Source organism: Pelomonas dachongensis, assembly GCF_043555865.1.
In the GTDB taxonomy this organism is placed as follows: domain Bacteria; phylum Pseudomonadota; class Gammaproteobacteria; order Burkholderiales; family Burkholderiaceae_C; genus Pelomonas; species Pelomonas dachongensis.
In genome coordinates this window covers 739,783-764,872 of record NZ_JBIGHY010000002.1, presented here as the reverse complement: position 1 = coordinate 764,872, position 25,090 = coordinate 739,783, and the positions used below count along the sequence as shown (strand labels likewise).

Here is a 25,090-nt window from a genome sequence, read left to right as displayed (position 1 = left end):
GCCGGGCGTTTTTCATGTGCGCCCAGCATGGGCGCACTCTTACGGGTGCAAGTCCCGTCGTAAGTTGATCACGACGAACGAAGCGAAGCGCAACGTCTGGAGCGGACCATCGAGCAGCTCCGACCGGTCCTGCGGGGCTGGATGAACTACTTCCAGCACACCCAGGGACGACGGGCGCTCGAAGAGATGGACGCATGGGTGAGGCGTCGACTGCGAGTCATTGCCTGGAGGCAGTGGAAGCGCCCGGCTACACGGGCATCCCGCTTGCGCGCGCTTGGGCTCGACGCGCATCGCGCGTGGAAGTCGAGCGTCAACGGGCGGGGGGGCGTGGTGGAATGCCGGAGCAAGACACATGGTGACAGCAATGCCGCCGAAGTACCTTGCCAACATGGGGCTGGTCTCGCTGGTGGACATCCACCGGCAACTCCAGCGTTTTACTTGAACCGCCGGATGCGGAACCGCACGTCCGGTGGTGTGAGAGGGCTGAGGGGGCGACCCCTCACCCTACTCGATCGGCATCCCTGAGAGTTGCATGAGAGTTGCTTTAGGCGTGAGCTACCGAGGGGGCAGCTACAACGGCTGGCAGAGCCAGCCGAACGGCCGCACCGTGCAGGACGCGCTCGAGAAGGGCCTGTCCGCGTTCGCAGCCCGGCCCGTTCGCACCGTCTGCGCCGGGCGCACCGATGCAGGCGTGCACGGCATCAACCAGGTCATCCATTTCGACACCGACGTTGAGCGCGAGCCGTTCTCATGGGTTCGCGGCGTCAACCGCTACCTGCCGCCAGACATCGCGATCCAGTGGAGCCGCTTCACCGGCGAAGACTTCCATGCGCGCAACTCCGCGCGAGGGCGGCGTTATGCCTACCTGCTGCTGGAGTCGGCTGTTCGTCCGGCCATCGAGTCGGGTCAGTGCGGCTGGATCTTTCGGCCGCTGCAGCAAGACGCGCTCGAAGCCGCTGCAGCACGCCTGATCGGCGAACACGACTTCTCGTCCTTTCGCTCGTCGGAATGCCAGGCCGCGTCGCCGATCAAGACCTTGCGCGAGATCACCGTGCAGCGCCGCGGCGTCTACTGGCGCTTCGAGTTCGAGGCCAGCGCCTTCCTGCACCACATGGTGCGCAACCTGATGGGGTGCCTCCTTGCCGTGGGCAGCGGCACCCGCTCGCCGGATTGGGTCTCGGACGTGCTGGCGGCGCGCGACCGCAAGGTGGCGGCGCCCACCTTCGCCCCTGACGGGCTCTACTTCCTCGGTCCGACCTACGATGCTGAGCTGGACATTCCGCGGCGTGTGGCCGCGCTCGATTGGCTTCCATGACCCGTATCAAGATCTGCGGCCTGACGCGTGAGGCCGATGTCGAGGCCGCCGTCGCGGCCGGCGCCGACGCCATCGGCTTCGTCTTCTATGCCAGGAGCCCGCGCGCCGTGACGCCGCAGCGGGCGAGGGCGCTCGCCCGCCTGCTGCCGCCCTTCGTCACGCCCGTCGGCCTGTTCGTCAACGCGACGGAAGTGGAGCTGCTGGCAGGCTTGGAGGCGCTGCCCAACATGCTCGTGCAGTTCCACGGCGACGAAACGCCGGACGACTGTGAGCGCGTGCACCGCCCCTATCTGCGCGCTGCCGCCGTGGCGCCGGGCTTCGACTTGGTAGACTTCGTCACTCGTTTTTCAAGCGCCCAGGCCATCCTGCTCGACGCCCCCGTCGAAGGCTATGGCGGCGGCGGCAAGGTCTTTGATTGGTCACTCGTTCCTCCAAGCGTCAGCGCTCGCCTCGTTTTGTCTGGTGGGTTGAATGCTGCCAACGTAGCCGATGGCATCGGCCGCGTGCGGCCCTGGGCCGTTGATGTGAGCTCCGGCGTCGAGGTGTCCAAGGGCATCAAGAGCGCCGACCTGATCCACGCGTTCTGCCGGGCGGTCCGCCGCGCCGATGCCGAACCGACCTGAGGAAAGACCATGTTCCCCTACGACCAGCCCGATGCCACCGGGCATTTCCGCCATGCCGGCAAGACTACGTTTGGCGGCAGCTTCGTCTCAGAGACCCTTGTCCATGCGCTGGACCAGTTGAAGGACGCCTACGCGCATTTCCGCAACGACCCCGAGTTTGTCGCCGAGTACAAAAAGGAGCTCAAGCACTTCGTCGGCCGCCCCAGCCCCGTCTATCACGCCGACCGCCTGAGCCGTGAGCTCGGTGGCGCGCAGGTTTATCTGAAGCGCGAGGACTTGAACCACACCGGCGCCCACAAGATCAACAACGTCATCGGCCAGGCGCTGCTGGCCAAGCGCATGGGCAAGCCGCGCGTCATCGCCGAGACTGGCGCCGGCCAGCACGGCGTGGCGACGGCCACCATCTGTGCGCGCTACGGCCTGGAGTGCGTGGTCTACATGGGCAGCGAGGACGTCAAGCGCCAGAGCCCCAACGTCTACCGCATGAAGTTGCTGGGCGCGACCGTCGTGCCCGTGGACAGCGGCAGCAAGACGCTGAAGGATGCGTTGAACGAGGCGATGCGCGACTGGGTCACCAACGTCGAGAACACGTTCTACATCATCGGTACAGTCGCCGGCCCGCACCCCTATCCGATGATGGTGCGCGACTTCCAGCGCGTCATCGGCGACGAGTGCCTGGAGCAGATGCCGGAGATGACCGGCCGCCAGCCGGATGCCGTCCTTGCCTGCGTGGGCGGCGGCAGTAACGCCATCGGTATCTTCTATCCCTACATCCCGCACGGCGGCACCCGTCTCATCGGTGTGGAAGCGGCCGGGGAGGGCATTGACAGTGGCCGGCACGCGGCCACGCTGTCGGCCGGCAGCCCCGGCGTGCTGCACGGCAACCGCACCTACCTGCTGCAGGACGCAGACGGCCAGATCACCGAAACGCACTCCATCTCGGCCGGGCTGGACTACCCTGGCGTCGGCCCGGAGCATGCGCACCTGAAGGACATCGGCCGCGCCGAGTACGTGGGCGTGACCGATGCCGAGGCGCTGGCGGCCTTCCATCACCTGTGCCGCACCGAGGGCATCATCCCCGCGCTGGAGTCCAGCCACGCCGTTGCCCACGCGATGAAGATGGCGCCGACGATGGCGAAGGATCAGGTGCTGCTCGTCAACCTTTCTGGCCGTGGCGACAAGGACATCGGCACGGTTGCCGACCTGTCTCAAGCCGACTTCTATTGCCGGCCGTCGTGTCGGGGGCAATCCGTCAAGGGTGGCGAGTCCGTCGTCACGCTGCCGGGAGATCGGGCATGAGCCGCATCGCTGCCACTTTCGACCAGCTCAAGGCCCAGGGCCGCAAGGCGCTGATCCCCTTCGTCACCGCGGGTGACCCGCATCCGGGTGCCACCGTCGACCTGATGCTGGCCATGGCCGAGGCCGGCGCCGACGTCATCGAGCTGGGCGTGCCTTTCTCCGACCCCATGGCCGACGGACCCGTCATCCAGCGCGCCGGCGAGCGCGCGCTGCTCAAGGGTATCTCGCTGCGCGACGTGCTCGCCTTCGTGCGCGACTTCCGCGCCCGCAACGACGCCACGCCCGTCGTGCTGATGGGCTACGCCAACCCGGTAGAGCGCTATGGTCTGGACGCCTTCGTGGCCGACGCGTCTGCAGCCGGCGTGGACGGTGTGCTCATCGTCGACTACCCGCCCGAGGAGTGCGAGGAGTTCGCAGCCAAACTGCGCGCCGGCGACATGGACGCAATCTTTCTGCTGGCGCCCACCTCCACCGAGGCGCGCATGGCCCAAGTAGGCAAGCTCGCCAGCGGCTACGTCTACTACGTGTCGCTGAAGGGCGTGACGGGTGCGGGTCACCTGAACACGGCCGCGGTGGCGGAGGCCGTGCCGCGCATCCGCCAGCACGTCAGCACGCCTGTGGGCGTAGGCTTCGGCATCCGTGACGGCGCGACCGCGCGGGCCGTGGCCGACGTTTCGGACGCGGTCGTCATCGGCTCCAAGCTGGTCGAATTGCTGGAGCGCCAGCCGGCCGATAATGTCGCCTTGACCGGCGCGGCCTTCATCCGTGAAATCCGTGCGGCACTCGACAAGAAGGACTGACACATGAGTTGGCTCGACAAACTCCTCCCGCCCAAGATCCAGCAAGGTGACCCGGCCGACCGGCGCACGGTGCCAGAAGGCCTGTGGATCAAGTGCCCGAGCTGCGAGACGGTGCTGTACAAGACCGATCTGGAGCAAAACGTCAATGTCTGCCCTAAGTGCAGCTTCCACCACCGCATTGGCGCGCGTGCGCGCCTGGATGCCTTCCTCGACGGCGAAGGCCGCTACGAGATCGGCCAGGAGGTGCTGCCGGTCGATGCGCTGAAGTTCAAGGACAGCAAGAAGTACCCGGATCGCCTGAAGGAAGCGCTGGAGAACACCGGCGAGACCGATGCGCTGGTGGTCATCGGTGGCGCCGTGATGAGCGTGCCCGTTGTCGCTGCCTGCTTCGAGTTCGACTTCATGGGCGGCTCCATGGGCTCGGTCGTCGGGGAGCGCTTCGTGCGTGGCGTTGAGACGGCCATCGAACAGAAGACGCCTTTCATCTGCTTCACCGCCACCGGCGGCGCGCGGATGCAGGAAGGCCTGCTGAGCCTGATGCAGATGGCCAAGACCAACGCGTCGCTGACGCGCCTGGCCAAGGCCAAGCTGCCCTACATCAGTGTGCTGACCGACCCGACGATGGGCGGTGTATCGGCGTCGTTCGCGTTCGTGGGCGACATCGTGCTGGCCGAGCCCAAGGCGCTGATCGGCTTTGCCGGCCCCCGCGTCATCGAGAACACCGTTCGCGAGAAGTTGCCTGCGGGCTTCCAGCGTGCCGAGTTCCTGATGGAGAAGGGCGCCATCGACATGATCGTGGACCGCCGCCAGCTGCGCGAGACGATTGCCCGCCAGCTCGCCATGCTGCAGCGCCAGAGCGCGGACGCTGTCGCCTGACCGCCGTCTGCAGACCTCCGAGCCAGGCCCCGTGCCTGGCTTTGTTTTTTCCGTGACCCGCCATGACGCTCGACGACTGGCTCGCCCACTGCGAGCGCCTGCATCCCAAGATCATCGACATGACGCTGGACCGCGTCCGAGCGGTGAAGGAGAAGCTCGGCATCGCCTTCGACTGCCCGACAGTCGTGGTTGCCGGGACCAACGGCAAGGGGTCCACCTGCGCGATGCTGGAGTCCATCGCGCTCCACGCGGGGTACCGAGTCGGGCTGTACATCAAGCCGCACCTCGTGCACTTCCAGGAGCGCTGCCGCGTGGGCGGTGCGCCTGTGCAGGCGGAATCGCTGGAAGCGCACTTCGAAGCCGTCGAAGCCGCCCGCGGCGACACCACGCTGACCTACTTCGAGTTCACGACGCTGGCCATCATGCGGCGGCTGCAGCATGAGCCGCTGGACCTCGTCATCCTCGAAGTGGGGCTAGGTGGGCGGCTGGACGCGGTCAACGTCATCGACGCCGACTGCGCCGTCATCACCAGCATCGACCTCGACCATACCGAGTTCCTCGGCTCGGACCGGGAAAGCGTGGGGCGCGAGAAAGCCGGCATCATGCGTGCGGGCCGGCCGGTCGTCGTCAGCGACCCGATGCCGCCGGCCTCGCTGGCTGCGCGTGCCGCCGAACTGAGCTGCGATCTGCGCCAGCTCGGCAAGGACTTCACCTTCAGCGGCGACCGCACGCAGTGGCAATGGGCCGGCCGCAACAAGCGTTTCTCCGGCATGTCCTACCCGGCGCTGCGCGGCGTGAACCAGTTGTTGAACGCGTCCGGCGTGCTCGCGGCCTTCGAAGCGCTGGCGGACCACCTGCCCATCAGCGCCCAGGCCGTGCGCACGGGCCTGGCGCTGGTCGAGCTGCCGGGCCGCTTCCAGGTGCTGGCCGGCCAGCCGGCGGTGGTGCTGGACGTGGCCCACAACCCGCACGCCGTGGCCGCTTTGGCGCAGAACCTCGACCAGATGGGCTTCTTCCCGCGCACCCATGCCGTGTTTGGCGCGATGGTGGATAAGGACCTGGCCGGTATCCTCGCGCGCATCGCGCCGCTGGTGGATGTCTGGCACTTCACCGATCTGCCGCTGCCGCGTGCGGCGACGGCCGCGCAATTGGAGGCCGCCTTCCTGGCTGCAGGTCTGAAGACTCCGGCCGACGTGACGACGCACACGCACGCCAGTCCGCTGGCTGCGCTGCATGCTGCGGCCGCCGATGCGACCACGGCCGATAGAATCCTGGTCTTCGGTTCCTTCTACACCGTGGGCGGCGTGCTTCAGCAGGGCATACCCCGCGTGACCGCCGGCGCTACCGCGTCGCAGCCTCCCACCCTCCACTGAGTCAGACGCCGCCGATGGGCCTGTTTTCCTTCCTCAAACGCGACGATGCAGCCGCGTCCGCGTCCAGCAAGAAGTCGGCGGGCAAGGCCGGCGCCAAGGCCCCAGCAGCCGAGGATGTCCAGCAATTGCGCCTGCGGGCGAGGCGCCGTCTCATCGGCGCTGCGGTGCTGGTGGCGGCCGGGGTGGTGGGCTTCCCGCTGATCTTCGAGACGCAACCGCGCCCCATCCCCATTGACCTGCCCATCGACATCCCGCGCAAGGACACCGCGCCGCCGCTGACCGTGCCGACCCGCGAGGCTCTGCCGCAGGCTCAGCCGGTGCCCGAACCAGCGCCGGCTGCCGAATTGCCGGTGGAACCTCGTGTGGCTGAAAAGCCGGCTGCCCAATTGGCTGAGCGGCCCGTCGAGAAGCCTTCGGAGAAGCCTGCGGAAAAGCCGAACGACAAGCCGGCGCACAAGGTGACCGAGAAGCCCGCGGACAAGCCCGCCAAACCGGCGGCGCAGGATGGGGCCCGTGCCCAGGCGCTGCTCGATGGCCGGGAGCCCGCCGCCGCTTCCGGGGCGCGCTACATCGTCCAGGTCGGCGCCTACGGTGAGAACAAGAGCGCCCAGGAGATGCGCGCCAAGATAGAGAAGCTGGGCCTGAAGACCTACGCCCAAGCAGTGGACACCGCAGACGGCCGCCGCGTGCGGGTCCGCCTGGGCCCGTTCGCCAGCCGCGACGAAGCGGAGCGCGCTTCGGCCAAGCTCAAGGGCGCCGGTCTGCCGGGCGCCATCCTGACGCTCTGACAGCGACGCCCGACATGGACATCGCGCTGAGCTGGGTCGACCTCGCGCTGGCGGCATTGCTGCTGCTGTCGATCTGCATCGGCATCTGGCGCGGCCTCGTGTTCGAAGTCATGTCGCTGGCCGGCTGGGTGATTGCCTATTTCGCGGCGCCGCCGCTGGCGCCGCTGGTCGAAGCGCTGCTGCCGGACAGCTGGCTGGCTTCCTTCAGCCCCACGGCACTGCATGTCGTCACGCTGGCCCTCGCGTTCTTCTTCGTGCTGATCGTGTGGAGCCTGGCCACGCGGCTGGTGAAGGCGTTGATCCACGCCACGCCGCTGTCGGCCATCGATCGCCTGGGCGGCGCCGGCTTCGGCGCGCTGCGCGGCGTGTTCGTCGCGCTGCTGCTGGTGCTGGTCGTCGGCGCGTCGCCGCTGGCCGAGTCGGCCACCTGGCAGGCCTCGCGCGCCGCGCCCGTGCTGCATGGCGTGCTGCGTGATGCGACGCCTCTGTTGCCCGAACCCCTTGCCCGTTTTATTTCCCGCTCGATGACCCCATCTGAGACGGACGCCACCCAATAAGGACTCTCGCCATGTGCGGCATCGTCGGCGCCCTTGCGGCCTCTCCCGTCAACCAGCTCCTCTACGACGCGCTGCTGCTGCTGCAGCACCGCGGCCAGGACGCGGCCGGCATCGTCACGATGCAGGGTCACAAGTGCTTCATGCATAAGGCCCGCGGCATGGTGCGCGACGTGTTCCGCACCCGCAACATGCGCGCGCTGCCCGGCAGCATCGGCCTGGGCCAGGTGCGCTACCCCACCGCCGGCAACGCCTACAGCGAGGAAGAGGCCCAGCCCTTCTACGTGAACGCACCCTTCGGTATCGTGCTGGTGCACAACGGCAACCTGACCAACGCGCACGCGCTGAAGGACGAGCTGTTCGACATCGACCGCCGTCACATCAACACCGAGAGCGACACCGAGGTGCTGATCAACGTGCTGGCGCATGAGCTGGAGATGGCTGCGCGCGACCTGCCGCTCACGCCCAAGGAGATCTTCGCCGCTGTGCGCGCCGTGCAGAAGCGCATCAAGGGCAGCTACGCCGTCATCGCACTGATCGCCGGCTACGGGCTGCTGGCGTTCCGCGACCCGTTCGGCATCCGCCCGCTGTGCTTCGGCCGTTCAAGCAGCGGCGAGTTCATGGTGGCCAGCGAGAGCGTGGCACTGGAGGGCACGGGTCACGTCATGGAGCGCGACGTCGCCCCCGGCGAGGCGTTGTTCGTCGACATGTCAGGCAAGCTGCACACCGAGCAGTGCAACGACGGCCCGCAGCTCAGTCCCTGCATGTTCGAGTTCGTGTACCTCGCCCGCCCCGACTCGGTCATCGACGGCATCTCGGTCTACCAGGCTCGACTCAACATGGGCGAGACGCTGGCCCAGCGCGTCATCTCCACGATGCCGCCCAACGAGATCGACGTCGTCATCCCCATCCCCGAGAGCAGCCGCCCGTCGGCCATGCAGCTGGCGCATCGCATCGGCAAGCCCTATCGCGAGGGCTTTGTGAAGAACCGCTATGTCGGCCGTACTTTCATCATGCCGGGGCAGGGTGCGCGCAAGAAGAGCGTGCGCCAGAAGCTCAACGCCATCGGGGTGGAGTTCAAGGGGCGCAACGTGCTGCTGGTGGATGACTCCATCGTGCGCGGCACCACCTCCAAGGAGATCGTGCAGATGGCCCGCGACGCCGGCGCCCGCAAGGTTTACCTGGCCTCGGCGGCGCCTCCGGTGCGTTTCCCTAACGTCTACGGTATCGACATGCCCACGCAGGAGGAGCTGATCGCGCACGGCCGCACCATCGAGGAAGTGCGCCAGTACATCGGCGCCGACGCGCTGATCTACCAGGACGTCGACGCGATGAAGCGCGTCGTGGCGGCGCTGCGCCCGGGCCTGGCCGGCTTTGATGCCAGCTGCTTTGATGGCCATTACGTGACCGGCGACGTCAGCCTGGCAGACTTCGCCGCCATCCGCGAACAACGTACCTCGCAGGGCGACGAGGAAGACGCTGCCGCGCGCAGCCGCCTGGCCCTGCAGAGCGGCGGCGAAGGCTGACGCGCGACCCCTCCAACCTTGACACCCGCATGAGTTCCTTCGACAAGATCCGCACGCGCATCGCGCCTTCGCCCACCGGCTTCCTGCACCTGGGCACGGCCCGCACAGCGCTTTATTCCTGGGCCTTTGCGCGCCACCACGGCGGCGAGTTCGTGCTGCGCATCGAGGACACCGACGTGGCCCGCTCCACGCAGGATTCGGTGGAACAGATCATCGCCGCGATGAACTGGCTGGGCCTGAGCTACGACGAGGGCCCGATCTATCAGATGCAGCGCCTGGACCGCTACACGGCCGTCATCGAGCAGTTGATCGCCGACGGTAAGGCCTACCGCTGCTACGCAACGCCCGAAGAGCTGACCGAGATGCGCGAGGCGCAGAAGGCCCGCGGCGAGAAAACGCTGTACGACCGCCGCTGGCGGCCGGAGCCCGGCAAGACGCTGCCCACGCCGCCCGAAGGCGTGAAGCCCGTCGTGCGCTTCGCCAACCCCGTCGACGGCGACGTGACCTGGAATGACCTCGTCAAGGGGCCGATCACGATCAACAACCGCGAGATCGATGACCTGATCATTGCCCGAACGGATGGTGTGCCGACGTACAACTTCGCTGTCGTCGTCGATGACTGGGACATGCGCATCAGCCATGTCTTCCGCGGCGACGAGCACGTCAACAACACGCCCTGGCAGATCAACATCTTCAACGCGCTGGGTGCGCCGCTGCCGTGCTTCGGCCACCTGCCCATCATCCTGGGTGACGACGGCCTGAAACTGTCCAAGCGCCGCGGCGCCGTCAGCGTGATGGACTACGCCGCCAACGGCTACCTGCCGGAGGCCATGCTGAACTACCTGGCCCGCCTGGGCTGGAGCCACGGTGACGACGAGTTGTTCTCGGCGGAGCAGATGGTCAGCTGGTTCGACGGCACGCATTTGTCCAAGAGTCCGGCCCAGTGGGACCCGGCCAAGCTGGACTGGGTCAACGGTCACTATGTGAAGCACCTCGACGAAGCTCGCATCGCAGAACTGGCCGTGGCCCAACTGGCAGCCAAGGGCATTGCCGCGACGGTCCCAGAAGTACAGCCCAAGGTCAGCCTGTTCAAGGACCGTTGCCCGACGGTCGTGGCGCTGGCGGACTGGTTGGCCATGTACTTCGCACCGGTCAGCCCTTCGGCCGAAGACCTGGCGACCCATGTCACCGAGGCGGTACGCCCTGCGTTGGCCGCATTGGCCGATCGTCTGGCTGTGCTCACTGACTGGAACAAGGCAGCGATCCAGCAGGCGCTGAAGGAAACGCTGGCGACCAGCGGATTGAAGATGCCGCAACTCGCCGTTCCGGTGCGTGTCATCGTGTGCGGTCGCGCCCAGACGCCGTCGCTGGATGCGGTGCTGGAGCAGTTCGATCAGAAAAAAGTGCTGGATCGCTTGCAATCCCGCTGAGATTCGTCATATACTCTTGGTCTCGCTTGAACAGCGCCGTTATTGATGAGATCGCTAGCGATCAAATCTAAAACGCAGGGGGTATAGCTCAGCTGGGAGAGCGCTTGCATGGCATGCAAGAGGTCAGCGGTTCGATCCCGCTTACCTCCACCAAATCTCCTGACGGGGGGTTGGGTGGCGCGCAGTTCAAGTATGAAGGATTGGTCCCCTTCGTCTAGAGGCCTAGGACACCACCCTTTCACGGTGATTACAGGGGTTCGAATCCCCTAGGGGACGCCAAATACTGTCGAAAGACAGAATTTGAAAATCCCGTCGCAAGACGGGCGAGTTTGATGAGCTTGGGTGCCGTGGAAAGACGGCGCTGAATTCATCCCACGCGGAGTGGTAGTTCAGTTGGTTAGAATACCGGCCTGTCACGCCGGGGGTCGCGGGTTCGAGCCCCGTCCACTCCGCCAAGGATTCAATCGGGCTTGCCCGATAAAATGAACGGCCAATTTATTGGCCGTTTGTTTTTGATGTTGATGTTGATTTTGAGCCACGCGCCTTTGGGGGTATAGCTCAGCTGGGAGAGCGCTTGCATGGCATGCAAGAGGTCAGCGGTTCGATCCCGCTTACCTCCACCAAGCAAAGTATGTTTGCTTGATATGCGATGTGGTTTTAAAAATTGAGTCCCCTTCGTCTAGAGGCCTAGGACACCACCCTTTCACGGTGATTACAGGGGTTCGAATCCCCTAGGGGACGCCAAATACTGTCGTAAGGCAGGATTTGAGAATCCGTCGCAAGACGGGCGAGTTTGATGAGCTCGGGTATCGTGGAAAGACGGTATTGAATTCATCCCACGCGGAGTGGTAGTTCAGTTGGTTAGAATACCGGCCTGTCACGCCGGGGGTCGCGGGTTCGAGCCCCGTCCACTCCGCCAAAATGCGATGCGCCGAATCTGTGAAGATTCGGCGCATTTTCTATTTTGACGTCCTATTGAGCGCTCGGTCTGTCGGCCCGTTTGAGTCTTGGCAGCGGGGACTCAGGAAATGCCTCGGGCGGGTGCGGGAGCGGTGCCCGTGTCGTCCCCGCCGCCACTGGTGGGTGCAGCAGTGCCCGCCGATGACCGCGGCTCCGCAGCGGTAGGGCGCGAGGTGTCGGCCGTTGTGCGCTTGCCGCTGACCACCAACTTTGCCAGTTTGACGACTTCGCTGGCTTGCGCAGGCAGTCCCCCCGCGACGAGGCCTAGCACGAGGCTCAGGCTGATCCATCCGTTGCGCATCTTCGGCACTTTCAACTCCCGCCTTGCGGAGTGCAAGGCAAGGCCGCAGTGTTCACCAAGGACTCCATATCAGCCATCCTCACGCGACGAACTGCGCCTTTCCAGGGATGAACTGCGCTCCTGCTTGGCTGACGGTGTGGCGCTGCAAAATGCAAAACGGGCCCAGAGGGCCCATGTTTGCTGAGTTCTTGGCGGAGAGGGCGGGATTCGAACCCGCGGTGGGTATTAGCCCACACACGCTTTCCAGGCGTGCGACTTAAACCGCTCATCCACCTCTCCTGCAAGCCTGACAGTATAGCTCATAGTGAATGCACTCCAACACCCCACCAGATCGTCGGCGAGGGCTTGGGCGCCGAAGCGCGAAGCGAAAACTGCAGGGTCAAAAAAACCCGCGAGGGCCCCAGGGGGCGGTCGCGGGTGGAAGGACGTTCGGGGGGCACCGAACGAAAGCGATGGAGGCGTCGCTTTATCTAGGCCTCAGGCCTACCACATCGTGGCGAAACCCAAGGCGCAATGCGGGGTCGCGAAAATCAGGAGCCGCCGCGGGGCAGCGCCAGCAACTCGTACAGGATTTCGTAGATGGTGGACATGAGGTGCCTCGCGGTTGGTCAGTGAATGACTGAACTGTCGCGAGAAGGGCGAAATGCCACCACCGGCCCGGTGGCCCCTTGTGGACCTCTAAGAAACGTGCTATCCCAGGTCAGTTGAGCAGACCCAGCGCTGTGGCGAGACGGACGGCCTGGACCTTGGTGGAGACCCCCAGCTTGTCCAGGGCGGATTGGATGTAGCCCTTGACGGTACTGTGGCTGATGCCCAGGATTTGGGCCGTGACGGGAGCTGACTTGCCTTGGGCTGCCCAGGCAAGGCACTGGATTTCCCGTGCGGTCAGGCTTGGCAAGCCGAGCGACTCCAGGGTCGGGGCGGGTGCTTCGAGCAGGCGGACGGCGGCGATATGCGCATGCATGGTGAGCAGTTGCAGGTCGGCCATCATCCGCGTCAGAACGTCCTCGTCAGCGGGCAGTCGGTCCGGCCGATCAACACCCACCAGGACGTGCCGTCCGGGGCCAATCGGCAGGGACGCGGCCAGGCCGAACTTGTAGCCATAGGGCGCCTGCTCTTCCCACAGATGACCCGCGCCCGCCGCCACGTAGAAGTCCTGGTCGTACGTGAAGGGAGTTGTCGGTCCGACCAGCCGTCGTAGTACGGGGTCCATGCGGATGTCGGAAAGATCGTGATGCGCTTGCAGGAACTCGGCTGGTGTGTTCCCCACCGAGCCGATGCGCACAGACGGTGAATCCAGGTCGCCATCAACCAGGAGCGCGTTGACGCGGTCGAACCCCATCTTGGCCGCGAAAGCGGTCAGTGTTGATCGAAGAGATTCCCTCGTGGAGGCCTCGCTGATGGCCTTGTAATCGTCGGACTTCACTTGGATGGGATTTCGCGGTTATCACAAACCGGCGCACGTGCCTACCGGCCAGCCGGCCGGTCGTCGCGCGCCGTCCGGGCTGCAAGACTCTAGCGCATCAGTTATTGGGAGTCGCTATGAGAACGAGCACGGATTTCGTGCAGGTCGATGTGCAGGACCTTGTGGGCCTGCGCTCGGGCATGTACCACCGATTGACGATGATGAGCGACGCCATTGACCGCGATCGTCTGACCGGAAAGACGGTCTGGGCCGGCCCTAATCAGGCCGTGCTTTTCTGGAGCTGGACCATCGCGCCCGAGGGATGGGCCGTGCTGTCAGATTCGCTGGCAATCCGGTCGAACCTGCTGTTCGTTGAAGCGCAGCGCGTGTTGGCCGGACCGCAACAGCTGCTGATGATCAATCAGCTCGTCAATCAGTTGCCGTGGCAAGCCCAGGTGACGGGCCACGTTGATCGCCTGGGGCTCGGTCGCGGGCAGGGGACTGCGCGTGCCGGACTGGCAGCTGGTCGCATGGCGTCCGTCGAGTCGCGTAGAGCCGTTGTTTTGTGACATGACAATGATTGAACAGGTCAAATCTCAGCGTCCCGGTAGGACCGCCAGCTTGGCGGGGCCGGGCGAGCAGGCTGTGCTCCAGCGATTGCGACTCGTGGCTGGTCAGGCGCCGCTGAGTTCTCTACCGATTTCGACAGTCGTAGCCCGCAAAGCCTCGACGCTTGGCTTCTCAACCGTCCACAGCGTTCGCAGCGTCAGCTGGGAGCATCTGGTTCGCCATTTCGGGGAAACCGGTGCGCGGGAAATCAAGGCTGTGCTGAGCGAGTACGGTCTCGGAGGGCATGAGACGGATGATTGAGCAAGGCCGGTCTGGATAGAGCCCGGATGCCGGGAGTGCTGACACGTAGCGGCCCTACACTTCGCGGCTTCGTTTTTTGAAGTCCGCCCGCTGGAGGCCGCGATGATCCGTTTTCATTTTCCCATCGTCATCATCGACGAGGACTACCGTTCCGAGAACACGTCGGGCCTGGGCATCCGCGCACTGGCCGAGGCCATCCAGAAGGAGGGCATGGAGGTGCTGGGCGTGACGAGCTACGGCGACCTGTCGCAGTTCGCCCAGCAGCAGAGCCGCGCCTCGGCTTTCATCCTGTCGATCGACGACGAGGAGTTCGCTGGCGGGCCTGATCTCGATCCCGCGGTGCTGAACCTGCGGAAGTTCATCGGCGAGATCCGCAATCGGAACCCGGACATCCCGATCTACGTCTATGGCGAAACGCGCACCAGCCAGCACCTCCCCAACGACGTGTTGCGCGAGCTGCATGGTTTCATCCACATGTTCGAGGACACGCCGGAGTTCGTGGCCCGCCACATCATCCGCGAGGCCAAGAGCTACCTGGATGGTCTGGCGCCGCCGTTCTTCAAGGCGCTGATGGACTATGCGCAGGATGGCTCGTACTCGTGGCACTGTCCCGGCCACTCGGGCGGCGTGGCGTTCCTGAAGAGCCCGGTGGGTCAGATGTTCCACCAGTTCTTCGGCGAGAACATGTTGCGCGCCGACGTGTGCAATGCCGTGGAAGAGCTCGGCCAACTGCTGGACCACACGGGCCCCGTCGCAGCCAGCGAGAAGAATGCCGCGCGCATCTTCAACGCCGACCACTGCTTCTTCGTGACCAACGGTACGTCCACGTCGAACAAGATGGTGTGGCACCACACGGTGGCGCCGGGCGACGTGGTGGTCATCGACCGCAACTGCCACAAGAGCAACCTGCACGCCATCATCATGTGCGGCGCTATCCCCGTCTTCATGACGCCGACGCGCAACCACTACGGCATCATCGGCCCCATCCCCGAGAGCGAGTTCAGCCCGGAAACCATCCGCGCCAAGATCGCTGCCAACCCGCTGCTGGCGCATGTCGACCCGGACACCGTCAAGCCCTCCATCGTCACGTTGACGCAGAGCACCTATGACGGCGTGCTCTACAACACCGAGACCATCAAGCACAAGCTCGACGGCTACATCCCGACGCTGCACTTCGACGAGGCCTGGTTGCCGCATGCGGCGTTCCACGACTTCTATGGCCAGTTCCATGCGATGGGCAAGAACCGAGTGCGTCCGAAGGAGGCTGTGGTGTACGCGACGCAGTCCACACACAAGCTGCTGGCGGGCATCTCGCAGGCCTCTCAGGTGCTGGTGCAAGACTCGCAGACCGTCAAGCTGGACAAGCACCTCTTCAACGAGGCGTACTTGATGCACACCAGCACCAGTCCGCAATATTCGATCATCGCGAGCTGCGACGTGGCTGCCGCGATGATGGAGCCGCCTGGCGGCACGGCGCTGGTGGAGGAAAGCATCCGCGAATCACTGGACTTCCGCCGCGCCATGCGCAAGGTCGAGGGCGACTACGGCGACGACTGGTGGTTCAAGGTCTGGGGGCCGGACTTCCTGCGCGCGCAGGAGGGCAGCGAGCCGGTGGCGGCCGACTGGATGCTGCACGCCAACGAGGACTGGCATGGCTTCGGCGCCTTGGCCGAAGGCTTCAACATGCTGGACCCGATCAAGTCCACCATCATCACGCCCGGCCTGGACATGGACGGTCGCTTCGCCGCGACGGGCATCCCGGCGTCGGTCGTCACCAAGTTCCTCGTCGAACACGGCGTGGTGGTCGAGAAGACGGGGCTGTACTCGTTCTTCATCATGTTCACCATCGGCATCACCAAGGGCCGCTGGAACACGTTGCTGACCGCGCTGCAGCAGTTCAAGGACGACTACGACAAGAACGCGCCGCTGTGGCGCATCCTGCCGGAGTTTTGCGCCAAGTTCCCGAAGTACGAGCGCATGGGGCTGCGTGACCTGTGCCAGAGCATCCACCAGGCCTACGCTGAAGGCGACATCGCCCGCCTGACCACGGACATGTACCTGTCCAACCTGCAGCCGGCAATGACGCCGACCGACGCCTACGCCCACATCGCGCAGCGCAAGACCGAGCGCGTGGGCATTGACGAACTGGAAGGCCGCATCACCACATCGCTGCTGACGCCTTACCCACCGGGCATCCCGCTGCTGATCCCGGGCGAGCGCTTCAACAAGAAGATCGTTGACTACCTGATGTTCACGCGCAGCTTCAACGCCAAATTCCCCGGTTTCGCCACCGATGTCCACGGCCTCGTGCACGAGGTGGACGAGGAGACCGGTCGCGGCCACTACTACGTGGACTGCGTGAAGGCCTGATTCTGAAGACGTCCGGCCGGCGGTTGCTGGCCGGGGTGCAAATAGCCGCTCGCCCTAGAACTAGGGTGTCGGTGCAAATGACATTCGCCAATCATTTCTGCCCGCGCAAGGCGGAAATGATCCGCGATCGAGCGCTTTAGCTGAATCGAATCAACGGCTTACAGATGCTAGGGGGTGGCTCTGGCACGGTCGATGCGCTTCTGGAGGTTTCCACACCCGTCCAGGAGCAAGAGATGAAAGCAAGTTGCAAAGCATGGGCCGCCGTCGCCGCGCTGACATTGGCGTCCGCCGTGCAGGCCGTGCCGGTGTCGTTGACGAAACTGACCGGCGTCACCGGCGGTACGGTCGCGGGAACCGCCGTCTACAAGGCCGACCTGTCCACCATCGGCCTGGCCAGCATCCTCTCCATCGGCATTCGCGACAACAGCAGCATGCTGGGCGGGTCGACTGGGCAGTTCTCGGGCTTTGATCTTGATGCGATCAAGCTGTCAAACACGGATTGCCTGACTGCCGCCTGCGCGGCGGGAGCTGCCGGGCTGTCGGTATTCGACTTCATGTCGGGTGTGCTGTTTGCCGCCGGCAGCCAGCGAGCGCCGGTGGAGCCCAAGCTGTTCGGCACCGATCCGTCCGGTACCTTGCTCGACGATGCAGTCGCGACGCTCGGCTTCTTCGATGGTGAGTCGTCAACCGTGACGCCCGACGGCTTCCTGAGCATGGGCGACAACGGTACGATCGACTTCAACCTCACCGCCGCGACGTCGACCAGCGGCCTGTTCCTGTACATCGGCGAGGTGGGTGACAACGGCGAGGTGGCAGCCGGCGCGATCGTGGTCCGTGATACCCCGCAGCGCCTGCCCGAGCCGGGCAGCCTCGCACTGCTGGGGCTGGCGGCTGCCGGCGCGGCCTTTGCGCGCCGTCGCCGCTGAGACGAATCAGCTCTCCACGGCCATCGCGGTGTGGCTGAATCCGCCGTCCACATAGGTGATCTCGGCGCTGATGCCGCCCGCGAGGTCGGACAGTAGGAAGGCTGCCGTGTTGCCCACGTCATCGATGGTGACGTTGCGGCGGATTGGCGCCTGGGCTGCGAACTGGTTCAGCAGCTTGCCGAAGTCCTTGATGCCCGAGGCAGCCAGTGTCTTGATCGGGCCGGCCGAGATGCCATTCACCCGCACGCCCTTGGGGCCCAGCGCCTGCGCCAGGTAGCGCACGCTGGCCTCCAAGCTGGCCTTGGCCAGACCCATGGTGTTGTAGTTGGGCACGATGCGCAGCGCGCCAAGGTAGCTCAGCGTCAGCAGTGCAGAGCCTTCGCGCAGCCGCGGCGCGGCGAGCTTGGCCATGGCCGGAAAGCTGTAGGCCGAGATGTCGTGCGCGATGCGGAAGTTCTCGCGCGTCATGCCGTCGAGAAAGTCGCCGGCGATCGCTTCACGCGGCGCGAAGCCGATCGAGTGCACAAAGCCGTCGAACTCCGGCCAGACCTCGCCCAGGTCGTTGAACAGCGCGGCCATCTGCTCGTCGCTCGTCACGTCGCAGTCGTAGATCAACTTCGAGCCGAACTCGGCCGCGAACTCGCTGATGCGGTCCTTGAAGCGCTCTCCCTGGTAGCTGAACGCCAGTTCGGCGCCTTCGCGGTGGCAGGCGCGGGCGATGCCATAGGCGATGGAGCGGTTGGACAGCACACCCGTGATCAGCAGCCGCTTGCCGGCGAGAAAGCCCATTCTTGTCTCCTGTGACGATTCAAACAGCCTGCGATTCTGGCATGCGGCGGTGCCTGCGGCTTGCCGGCATGGGGCTTGCAGAGTACAATCCGAGCTTCACTGGAAATGAGGGCTGCTGAGTAAGCAGTCATCAACGAGCCCCGGACGACATCCCCCGGCGCAGGATTTTGGTGAACGAGTGGGCGGATTCATCCAGCCCATTTTTTTTGCTTTTTCAATTTTTCTCGGAACCCCGAACGCATCACCGCATGAGTTGGCAAACCGCTGTTGAAACGACCGTGACCGGGCTTGGTTACGAACTCGTGGACTGCGAACGCAGTGCCAGCGGTGCGACCCTGCGCGTGACGATCGACAAGCTGCCCGCCCAGGCGGACGCCGGCGAACTGATCGATGTGGACGACTGCGAGAAGGTCACGCGCCAGCTGCAGTATGTGCTGGAAGTGGAAGGTCTCGAATATGGCCGGCTCGAGGTTTCCTCGCCGGGTCTGGATCGCCCGCTGAAGACGGCTGCACATTACGCGCGTTTTGTAGGCCAGGAAGTCGACATCACGTTGAAGCTGCCCTTCCAGGGACGCAAGAAGTACCGCGGCGTCCTCGGTGCGCAGCCTGAGAACGCGAGCGACCAGGCTTGGCGCCTGGTGTTCGACGATGGCGAGGCCGAGCAGGCGCTGGACTTCACTCTCGACGAAGTGCGCGATGCGCACCTGGTGCCGTCGTTCAGTTTCAAGGGGCGCGGCGGTGAGCCGGCGCCTGATCGCAAGCCCGGCCAGCGGGGCGTCATCAAGCCGAAGAAATTGCCGAAGGCGGCAGCGGCCAAAAAACAAGCGGGCGAGCCTAGCGAGGCGGCGCCCGGCCAAGACAAGGTTGACGGAGGTCTCAAGCAATGAACCGCGAAATGTTGATGCTGGTGGACGCAATCTCGCGTGAGAAGAGCGTGGAGCGCGATGTCGTGTTCGGTGCGGTTGAAGCCGCACTCGCATCGGCCACCAAGAAGTTTTACGGCGCTGAGGCCGACATCCGCGTCAGCGTGGACCGCGACTCGGGCGAGTACGAGACCTTCCGACGCTGGCATGTGGTGCCGAACGAGGCCGGCCTGCAGAACGCCGATGCCGAGATCCTGTTGTTCGAAGCGCAGGACCAGATCGCCGACATCGAGGTTGACGACCACATCGAGGAGCCCGTCGAGTCCGTGCCCATCGGTCGCATCGGTGCGCAGGCCGCCAAGCAGGTCATCCTGCAGAAGATCCGTGACGCTGAGCGTGAGCAACTGCTGAATGACTTCATGTCACGCGGCGAGAAGATCTTCGTCGGCACGGTCAAGCGCCTGGACAAGGGCGACATCATTGTCGAGAGCGGCCGCGTGGAAGGCCGCCTCAAGCGCAGCGAGATGATCTCGAAAGAGAACTTGCGCACCGGCGACCGCGTGCGCGCCGTCATCCTCGGTGTGGACCCGACGCAGCGCGGACCGCAGATCATGCTGTCGCGCTCCTCGCCCGAGTTCATGAAGGAACTGTTCGCGCAGGAAGTGCCGGAAATTGAGCAAGGCCTGCTGGAGATCAAGAGCTGCGCCCGCGACAGCGGCAGCCGCGCCAAGATCGCCGTCATCAGCCATGACCGCCGCGTGGACCCCATCGGCACCTGCGTCGGCGTGCGCGGTTCGCGCGTCAATGGCGTGACGACCGAACTGGCCGGCGAGCGTGTCGACATCGTGCTGTGGAGCGAGGATCCGGCCCAGTTCGTCATCGGCGCGCTGGCCCCGGCCAACGTGCAGTCCATCGTCGTGGATGAAGAGCGCCACGCCATGGACGTGGTGGTCGACGAGGAGAACCTCGCCATCGCCATCGGCCGCGGCGGCCAGAACGTGCGTCTGGCATCGGAGCTGACCGGCTGGCGCATCAACATCATGTCGGCCGAGGAATCCGCCGCCAAGCAGGAGGTGGAGGCTGAAAGCGTCCGCGCGCTGTTCGTCGACAAGCTCGACGTTGACGCGGAAGTGGCCGACATCCTGATTGCCGAGGGCTTCACCAGCCTGGAAGAAGTCGCCTACGTGCCCATGCAGGAAATGCTGGAGATCGAGGCCTTCGACGAGGACACCGTCAACGAGCTGCGCACCCGTGCGAAGGATGCGTTGCTGACGATGGAGATCGCCAAGGAAGAGAAGGTCGAAGAGGTATCGCAAGACCTGCGCGACCTGGAAGGTGTCACGCCCGAACTGCTGGCCAAGCTGGCGGCCGGCGACATCAACACCCGCGACGACCTCGCAGACCTGGCGGTAGACGAATTGGTCGACCTGTCCGGCCTGGACGAAGCGGCAGCGCGCACGCTGATCATGAAGGCCCGTGAACACTGGTTCAACGACTGATTGATCAACAACGCCGCCACGCCGCACCGAAAAGTAATTTGAAGGATCCCCACATGGCCGTGACTACCGTCGCCCAATTCGCCGCCGAGCTGAGCAAGCCGGCGAGCAGTCTGCTGGAGCAGCTGCAAGCCGCGGGCGTCAAGAAGTCTTCCGTCGACGACGCGCTGAGCGAGAGCGACAAGGAACGCCTGCTCGACCACCTGCGAACTGCCCATGGCACCGCCGGTGCCGAGCGCAAGAAAATCACGCTCGTCAAGAAGTCGACCACCGAGATCAAGCAAGCCGACGCCTCTGGCAAGGCCCGCACGATCCAGGTCCAGGTCAAGAAGACGCGCACGTTCGTCAAGCGCGACGACGAAGTCTCCTCAGGTCCCGACGACACGGAACTGCGCCGCCGCGAGGAAGAAGCCCAGGCCCAGGCCGAAGCGCTGCGCCAGCAGGAAGAAGAGCTGGCGGCCAAGGTGAAGGCCCGCGAGGATGCCGAGCGCGCTGCGCGTGAAGCTGCTGCTGCCGCCAAGGCCGCTGCCGAAGCCGCTGCGGCCGAAGCTGCTGCGCAAGCTGCTGCCGAAGCCGCCGCTGCCGAGGCGGCCGCCAAGGCCGCGCCCAAGGTGGATGCCAAGGCCGGCGAGAAGGCCGAGGCCCGCGCTCGCAATGCCGCCGCGGCCGCCGCCGAGGCTGCTGCGCTGAACAAGGCTGCCGCCTCCAAGCGCGCCGCTAAGGTCGCCCCCGCGCCCGAGGCGCCGGCCGTCGTTGCCCCGCCGCCGCCCGCACCCGCGCCGGCTGCAGAAGTCGCTGCGCCCGTGCCTGCGCCTGCGCCTGCGCCTGCGCCCGAGGTGGCCAAGCCCGCGCTGCGTGTCGTCAAGGCCGTGGACGCTGCTGCCGAAGAGAAGGCGAAGCAGGACGACCTGGCCCGCCGCCGCAAGGCCGCCGAGGACGAGGCCGCCAAGATCCGCGCGATGATGAATGCGCCCAAGAAGGTGCTGGTCGCGAAGAAGCCCGAAGAGCCTAAGCCGGTCGATGGCGCGGGCATCAAGGGCACCATTCACAAGAAGGCGGGCGCTCCGGCGCCGGCCGCGGCTGCGCAGGGCACCGGCAAGCCGGGTGACAAGAAGTCGGTCAAGTCCGAGAAGCTGTCATCCAGCTGGGCCGATGATGCTGCCAAGAAGCGCGGCCTCAAGACCATCGGTTCCGGCCCCGCCGGCGCCGGCCGTCCGGGTGGCGGTGGCAACTGGCGCGCTCCGGCGCGCGGTGGCCGCGGTGGCCGTGGTGGTCGCGACGACAGTGGCTCCAACTTCACGCCGCCGGCAGAGCAGCAGACCATCGAAGTCCATGTGCCGGAGACCATCTCGGTCGCCGACCTGGCACACAAGATGTCCGTCAAGGCTGCCGAGGTCATCAAGCAGCTGATGAAGCTGGGCCAGATGGTCACCATCAACCAGCAGCTGGACCAGGAAACGGCGATGATCCTCGTCGAGGAAATGGGCCACAAGGCCATGGCTGCCAAGCTGGACGATCCGGACGCCTTCCTGGAAGAAGAGGGCGCCAGCGCCGAGCAGCAGCACGAGTCGCTGCCGCGCGCGCCGGTCGTTACCGTCATGGGCCACGTCGACCACGGCAAGACCTCACTGCTGGACTACATCCGCCGCAGCCGCGTGGCTGCAGGCGAAGCCGGCGGCATCACGCAGCACATCGGCGCGTACCACGTGGAAACCCCGCGCGGCATGATCACCTTCCTGGACACCCCGGGTCACGCGGCCTTCACGGCCATGCGGGCTCGCGGCGCCAAGGCGACCGACATCGTCATCCTGGTCTGTGCGGCCGATGACGGCGTCATGCCGCAGACCAAGGAAGCCATCCACCACGCGAAGGCTGCGGGCGTGCCCATCGTGGTCGCGATGACCAAGATCGACAAGCCCGACGCCAACGCCGAGCGCGTGAAGAGCGAGCTTGTGGCCGAGCAGGTTGTGCCGGAAGAGTTCGGCGGCGATGCACCGTTCATCGGCGTGTCGAGCAAGACCGGCCAGGGCATCGATGACCTGCTGGAACAGGTGCTGCTGCAGGCCGAAGTGCTGGAGCTGAAGGCGCCGGTCGAGTCGATGGCCAAGGGCATCGTCATCGAAGCCAAGCTGGACAAGGGCCGCGGCCCGGTTGCGACCGTGCTGGTGCAGAGCGGCACGCTCAAGCGCGGCGACGTCGTGCTGGCCGGCTCCACCTTCGGCCGCGTGCGCGCCATGCTGGACGAAGACGGCAAGGCCACGACCGAGGCTGGCCCGTCCATCCCGGTCGAGATCCAGGGCCTGACCGAAGTGCCGCAAGCCGGTGACGAGTTCATGGTGCTGGGCGACGAGCGCCGTGCCCGCGAAGTCGCCACCTTCCGTTCGGGCAAGTACCGCGACGTGAAGCTGGCCAAGCAGCAGGCCGCCAAGCTGGAGAACATGTTCAGCGAGATGGGTGCCGGCGACGTGCAGACGCTGCCGCTCATCATCAAGTCCGACGTGCAGGGTTCGCAGGAAGCGCTGGCCGCCTCGCTGCTCAAGCTCAGCAACGCCGAAGTCAAGGTGCAGATCGTCCACGCGGCGGTCGGCGGCATCAGCGAAAGCGACATCAACCTCGCCATCGCGTCCAAGGCCGTCATCATCGGCTTCAACGTGCGCGCCGACGCCGGTGCACGCAAGCTGGCCGAGGGCAATGCCGTCGATCTGCGTTACTACAGCATCATTTACGACGCTGTGGATGACGTGACCAAGGCGATGTCCGGCATGCTGGCGCCCGAGCAGCGTGAAGAGGCGCTGGGCACGGCCGAGATCCGCGTCGTGTTCGTCGCCTCCAAGATCGGCACGGTGGCCGGCTCCATGGTCACCAGCGGCCTGGTCCGCCGTGGCGCCAAGTTCCGCCTGCTGCGCGAGAACACCGTGGTCTACACGGGTGAGGTGGATTCGGTGCGCCGCGAGAAGGACGACGTGCGCGAGGTCAAGGAAGGCTTCGAGTGCGGTATCAAGCTCAAGAACTACAGCGACATCAAGGAAGGTGATCAGCTGGAGTTCTTCGAAATCAAGGAAGTGGCTCGCACGCTCTGATCCTTCGCTCTGAGGGTGAACCCCGCCCCTCGGGGCGGGGTTTGTTCTTTCAGGAAACCATGCCATGAGACACAAACGCGCCATCCCCAACCGCAGCTTCCGCATTGCCGACCAGATCCAGCGCGATCTGGCGGAGCTGATCCGTGAGCTGAAGGATCCGCGCATCGGCATGGCGACGATCAACGCGATCGAGGTCACGCCTGACTATGTGCATGCCAAGGTGTTCTTCTCGGTGCTGGTCGGCGACCCGGTCGAGACGCAGACCGCGCTGAACGAGGCTGCGGGTTTCCTGCGCAACGGTCTGTTCAAGCGCCTGCAGATCCACACGGTGCCGACGCTGCACTTCCAGTACGACCGCACCATCGAACGCGCGGCCGAGATGAGTGCACTGATCAACAAGGCCAACGCCACGCGCGCGCTCGAAGACGAGGAGCCGAATGACTGAGGCCAACGTCTCGCAGGCCCGCCCGGCCCGCGCGCAGGACGACAGCCGCCCGCCGCGCGTGCGGGTGCAGCGTCGCCCGCTGCATGGCGTGTTGTTGCTCGACAAGCCGCTGGGCCTGTCGAGCAACGACGCGTTGCAGAAGGCCAAATGGCTGCTGCGCGCCGAGAAGGCGGGCCACACCGGCACGCTGGATCCGCTGGCCACCGGTCTGCTGCCGCTTTGCTTCGGTGCGGCCACCAAGTTCAGCCAACTCAGCCTGGATGCCGACAAGCGTTATCTCGCGACGCTGGCGCTGGGCGTTCGCACGACGACCGGCGACGCCGAGGGCGAGGTGCTGGAGCGAGTCGACGCCGACCACATCACGACCGAGCAGATCGCCGCTGCCTGCGCCGGCTTCACCGGCGAGATCGACCAGATGCCACCGATGTACTCGGCGCTGAAGCATGAGGGCAAGGCGCTGTACGAGTACGCACGCCAAGGCATCGAGATCGAGCGCAAGAGCCGTCGCGTGACGATTCATGCCATCGACATCGTCGCCGTGCAGGCTGGCACTGTGACCCTCGACGTTCGCTGCACCAAAGGCACCTACATCCGCACGCTGGCCGAAGACATTGGCGCGAAGCTGGGCGTGGGAGCGTCGCTGGCGGCATTGCGCCGCACGGGCTCCGGCGGCCTGACGTTGGACGGTGCCGTGACGCTGGCCCAGATCGAAGCCATGCCCGACGAGCAGCGGGCCGCGCTGCTGACCTCGCCCGACCGCCTGCTGCTCGATGCGCCCGAGCTGCGTCTTGACATGCCCGACGCCGTGCGTTTCCTGTCCGGCCTGCGCCGCCGTATCGACATGCCCGACACCGAGCGCGTGCGTGTCTATGGGCCCGAATCTCGCGCCTTCCTGGGCAGCGCCCACATCACCTCTGGCGAACTGATCGCCGACCGCCTGCTGACCCCACCGGAGGTTCAGGCGCTCATTTCCGCCTGAACCGGTTTTTCTAGAAGCACCA

General features: G+C 65.4%; 19 protein-coding genes, 7 tRNA genes and 2 pseudogenes. 25 read left to right on the top strand and 3 right to left on the bottom strand.

Annotated features, from left to right (window positions below; genetic code table 11):
• Positions 1-93: 93 nt before the first annotated feature.
• From ACG02S_RS08130 to ACG02S_RS08050, 17 genes and pseudogenes are all read left to right on the top strand, one after another.
• Positions 94-525, top strand: a pseudogene (locus ACG02S_RS08130) (group II intron maturase-specific domain-containing protein); the annotation flags it as partial.
• Positions 526-532: 7 nt separating this feature from the next.
• Positions 533-1,315: a tRNA pseudouridine(38-40) synthase TruA gene (gene truA, locus ACG02S_RS08125; RefSeq protein WP_394469934.1), complete on the top strand. Its 783-nt coding sequence runs from the start codon at positions 533-535 to the stop codon at positions 1,313-1,315.
• Complete coding sequence (locus ACG02S_RS08120) at positions 1,312-1,938, top strand: phosphoribosylanthranilate isomerase (RefSeq protein ID WP_394469933.1); 627 nt, start codon at positions 1,312-1,314, stop codon at positions 1,936-1,938. Before truA ends, ACG02S_RS08120 begins: the two co-directional genes overlap by 4 nt.
• Positions 1,939-1,947: 9 nt before the next feature.
• Positions 1,948-3,237, top strand: coding sequence for a tryptophan synthase subunit beta (trpB, locus tag ACG02S_RS08115; protein ID WP_394469932.1), 1,290 nt, complete (start codon positions 1,948-1,950; stop codon positions 3,235-3,237).
• Positions 3,234-4,037, top strand: coding sequence for a tryptophan synthase subunit alpha (gene trpA, locus ACG02S_RS08110; protein ID WP_394469931.1), 804 nt, complete (start codon positions 3,234-3,236; stop codon positions 4,035-4,037). The genes trpB and trpA overlap by 4 nt, the downstream gene beginning before the upstream one ends.
• A gap of 3 nt (positions 4,038-4,040) precedes the next feature.
• A complete protein-coding gene (accD, locus tag ACG02S_RS08105) occupies positions 4,041-4,913 on the top strand; it encodes an acetyl-CoA carboxylase, carboxyltransferase subunit beta (RefSeq protein ID WP_394469930.1) in 873 nt (290 codons plus the stop codon).
• Positions 4,914-4,975: 62 nt separating this feature from the next.
• A complete protein-coding gene (gene folC, locus ACG02S_RS08100) occupies positions 4,976-6,286 on the top strand; it encodes a bifunctional tetrahydrofolate synthase/dihydrofolate synthase (RefSeq protein ID WP_394469929.1) in 1,311 nt (436 codons plus the stop codon).
• Positions 6,287-6,300: 14 nt separating this feature from the next.
• Positions 6,301-7,074 carry an SPOR domain-containing protein gene (locus ACG02S_RS08095; protein WP_394469928.1) on the top strand — a complete coding sequence of 258 codons (774 nt, stop codon included), beginning with the start codon at positions 6,301-6,303 and terminating at the stop codon, positions 7,072-7,074.
• A 14-nt stretch (positions 7,075-7,088) separates the two neighbouring features.
• Positions 7,089-7,631, top strand: coding sequence for a CvpA family protein (locus ACG02S_RS08090; protein WP_394469927.1), 543 nt, complete (start codon positions 7,089-7,091; stop codon positions 7,629-7,631).
• An 11-nt stretch (positions 7,632-7,642) separates the two neighbouring features.
• Entirely contained in the window at positions 7,643-9,154 is a 1,512-nt protein-coding gene (gene purF / locus ACG02S_RS08085; RefSeq protein WP_394469926.1) for an amidophosphoribosyltransferase, read from the top strand.
• Positions 9,155-9,183: 29 nt separating this feature from the next.
• Complete coding sequence (gltX, locus tag ACG02S_RS08080; protein WP_394469925.1) at positions 9,184-10,584, top strand: glutamate--tRNA ligase; 1,401 nt, start codon at positions 9,184-9,186, stop codon at positions 10,582-10,584.
• Positions 10,585-10,661: 77 nt separating this feature from the next.
• Positions 10,662-10,737: transfer RNA gene (locus tag ACG02S_RS08075), tRNA-Ala, on the top strand.
• Between the two features lie 50 nt (positions 10,738-10,787).
• Positions 10,788-10,863: transfer RNA gene (locus ACG02S_RS08070), tRNA-Glu, on the top strand.
• A 99-nt stretch (positions 10,864-10,962) separates the two neighbouring features.
• Positions 10,963-11,039: transfer RNA gene (locus ACG02S_RS08065), tRNA-Asp, on the top strand.
• Between the two features lie 92 nt (positions 11,040-11,131).
• Positions 11,132-11,207 (top strand) — tRNA-Ala (locus ACG02S_RS08060).
• A gap of 45 nt (positions 11,208-11,252) precedes the next feature.
• Positions 11,253-11,328: transfer RNA gene (locus ACG02S_RS08055), tRNA-Glu, on the top strand.
• A 98-nt stretch (positions 11,329-11,426) separates the two neighbouring features.
• A tRNA-Asp gene (locus tag ACG02S_RS08050) sits at positions 11,427-11,503 on the top strand.
• A 531-nt stretch (positions 11,504-12,034) separates the two neighbouring features.
• Here the strand turns inward: ACG02S_RS08050 and ACG02S_RS08045 are convergent.
• Together ACG02S_RS08045 and ACG02S_RS08040 are read right to left on the bottom strand one after the other, a co-directional pair.
• Positions 12,035-12,124, bottom strand: a tRNA-Ser gene (locus tag ACG02S_RS08045).
• Between the two features lie 421 nt (positions 12,125-12,545).
• Complete coding sequence (locus ACG02S_RS08040; RefSeq protein WP_394469924.1) at positions 12,546-13,271, bottom strand: helix-turn-helix transcriptional regulator; 726 nt, start codon at positions 13,269-13,271, stop codon at positions 12,546-12,548.
• A gap of 116 nt (positions 13,272-13,387) precedes the next feature.
• Between ACG02S_RS08040 and ACG02S_RS08035 the strand changes: the two genes are divergently transcribed.
• The 3 genes from ACG02S_RS08035 to ACG02S_RS08025 all read left to right on the top strand — a co-directional run bounded on the left by ACG02S_RS08035 (position 13,388) and on the right by ACG02S_RS08025 (position 17,416).
• Positions 13,388-13,819, top strand: a complete 432-nt coding sequence (locus ACG02S_RS08035; protein ID WP_394469923.1) for a DUF4902 domain-containing protein — start codon at positions 13,388-13,390, stop codon at positions 13,817-13,819.
• 403 nt (positions 13,820-14,222) lie between these two features.
• Positions 14,223-16,490 carry an Orn/Lys/Arg family decarboxylase gene (locus tag ACG02S_RS08030; RefSeq protein WP_394469922.1) on the top strand — a complete coding sequence of 756 codons (2,268 nt, stop codon included), beginning with the start codon at positions 14,223-14,225 and terminating at the stop codon, positions 16,488-16,490.
• Positions 16,491-16,723: 233 nt separating this feature from the next.
• The gene (locus ACG02S_RS08025; RefSeq protein ID WP_394469921.1) at positions 16,724-17,416 is read left to right on the top strand and encodes a PEP-CTERM sorting domain-containing protein; all 693 of its coding nucleotides are present in this window, start codon (positions 16,724-16,726) and stop codon (positions 17,414-17,416) included.
• Between the two features lie 6 nt (positions 17,417-17,422).
• Here ACG02S_RS08025 and fabI read toward each other — a convergent pair whose 3' ends face one another.
• Entirely contained in the window at positions 17,423-18,205 is a 783-nt protein-coding gene (gene fabI / locus ACG02S_RS08020) for an enoyl-ACP reductase FabI (protein WP_394469920.1), read from the bottom strand.
• A 248-nt stretch (positions 18,206-18,453) separates the two neighbouring features.
• Between fabI and rimP the strand changes: the two are divergent.
• The 5 genes and pseudogenes from rimP to truB all read left to right on the top strand — a co-directional run.
• Positions 18,454-18,960: pseudogene (rimP, locus tag ACG02S_RS08015) on the top strand (ribosome maturation factor RimP); the annotation flags it as partial.
• A gap of 128 nt (positions 18,961-19,088) precedes the next feature.
• On the top strand, positions 19,089-20,567 hold the full coding sequence (gene nusA / locus ACG02S_RS08010) for a transcription termination factor NusA (RefSeq protein WP_394469919.1): 1,479 nt from the start codon (positions 19,089-19,091) through the stop codon (positions 20,565-20,567).
• A 53-nt stretch (positions 20,568-20,620) separates the two neighbouring features.
• The gene (infB, locus tag ACG02S_RS08005; protein ID WP_394469918.1) at positions 20,621-23,644 is read left to right on the top strand and encodes a translation initiation factor IF-2; all 3,024 of its coding nucleotides are present in this window, start codon (positions 20,621-20,623) and stop codon (positions 23,642-23,644) included.
• A gap of 64 nt (positions 23,645-23,708) precedes the next feature.
• Complete coding sequence (gene rbfA / locus ACG02S_RS08000) at positions 23,709-24,089, top strand: 30S ribosome-binding factor RbfA (protein WP_394469917.1); 381 nt, start codon at positions 23,709-23,711, stop codon at positions 24,087-24,089.
• Positions 24,082-25,068 (top strand): tRNA pseudouridine(55) synthase TruB, encoded by a 987-nt coding sequence (truB, locus tag ACG02S_RS07995; protein WP_394469916.1) that lies wholly within the window; start codon positions 24,082-24,084, stop codon positions 25,066-25,068. The genes rbfA and truB overlap by 8 nt, the downstream gene beginning before the upstream one ends.
• Positions 25,069-25,090: the final 22 nt, after the last annotated feature.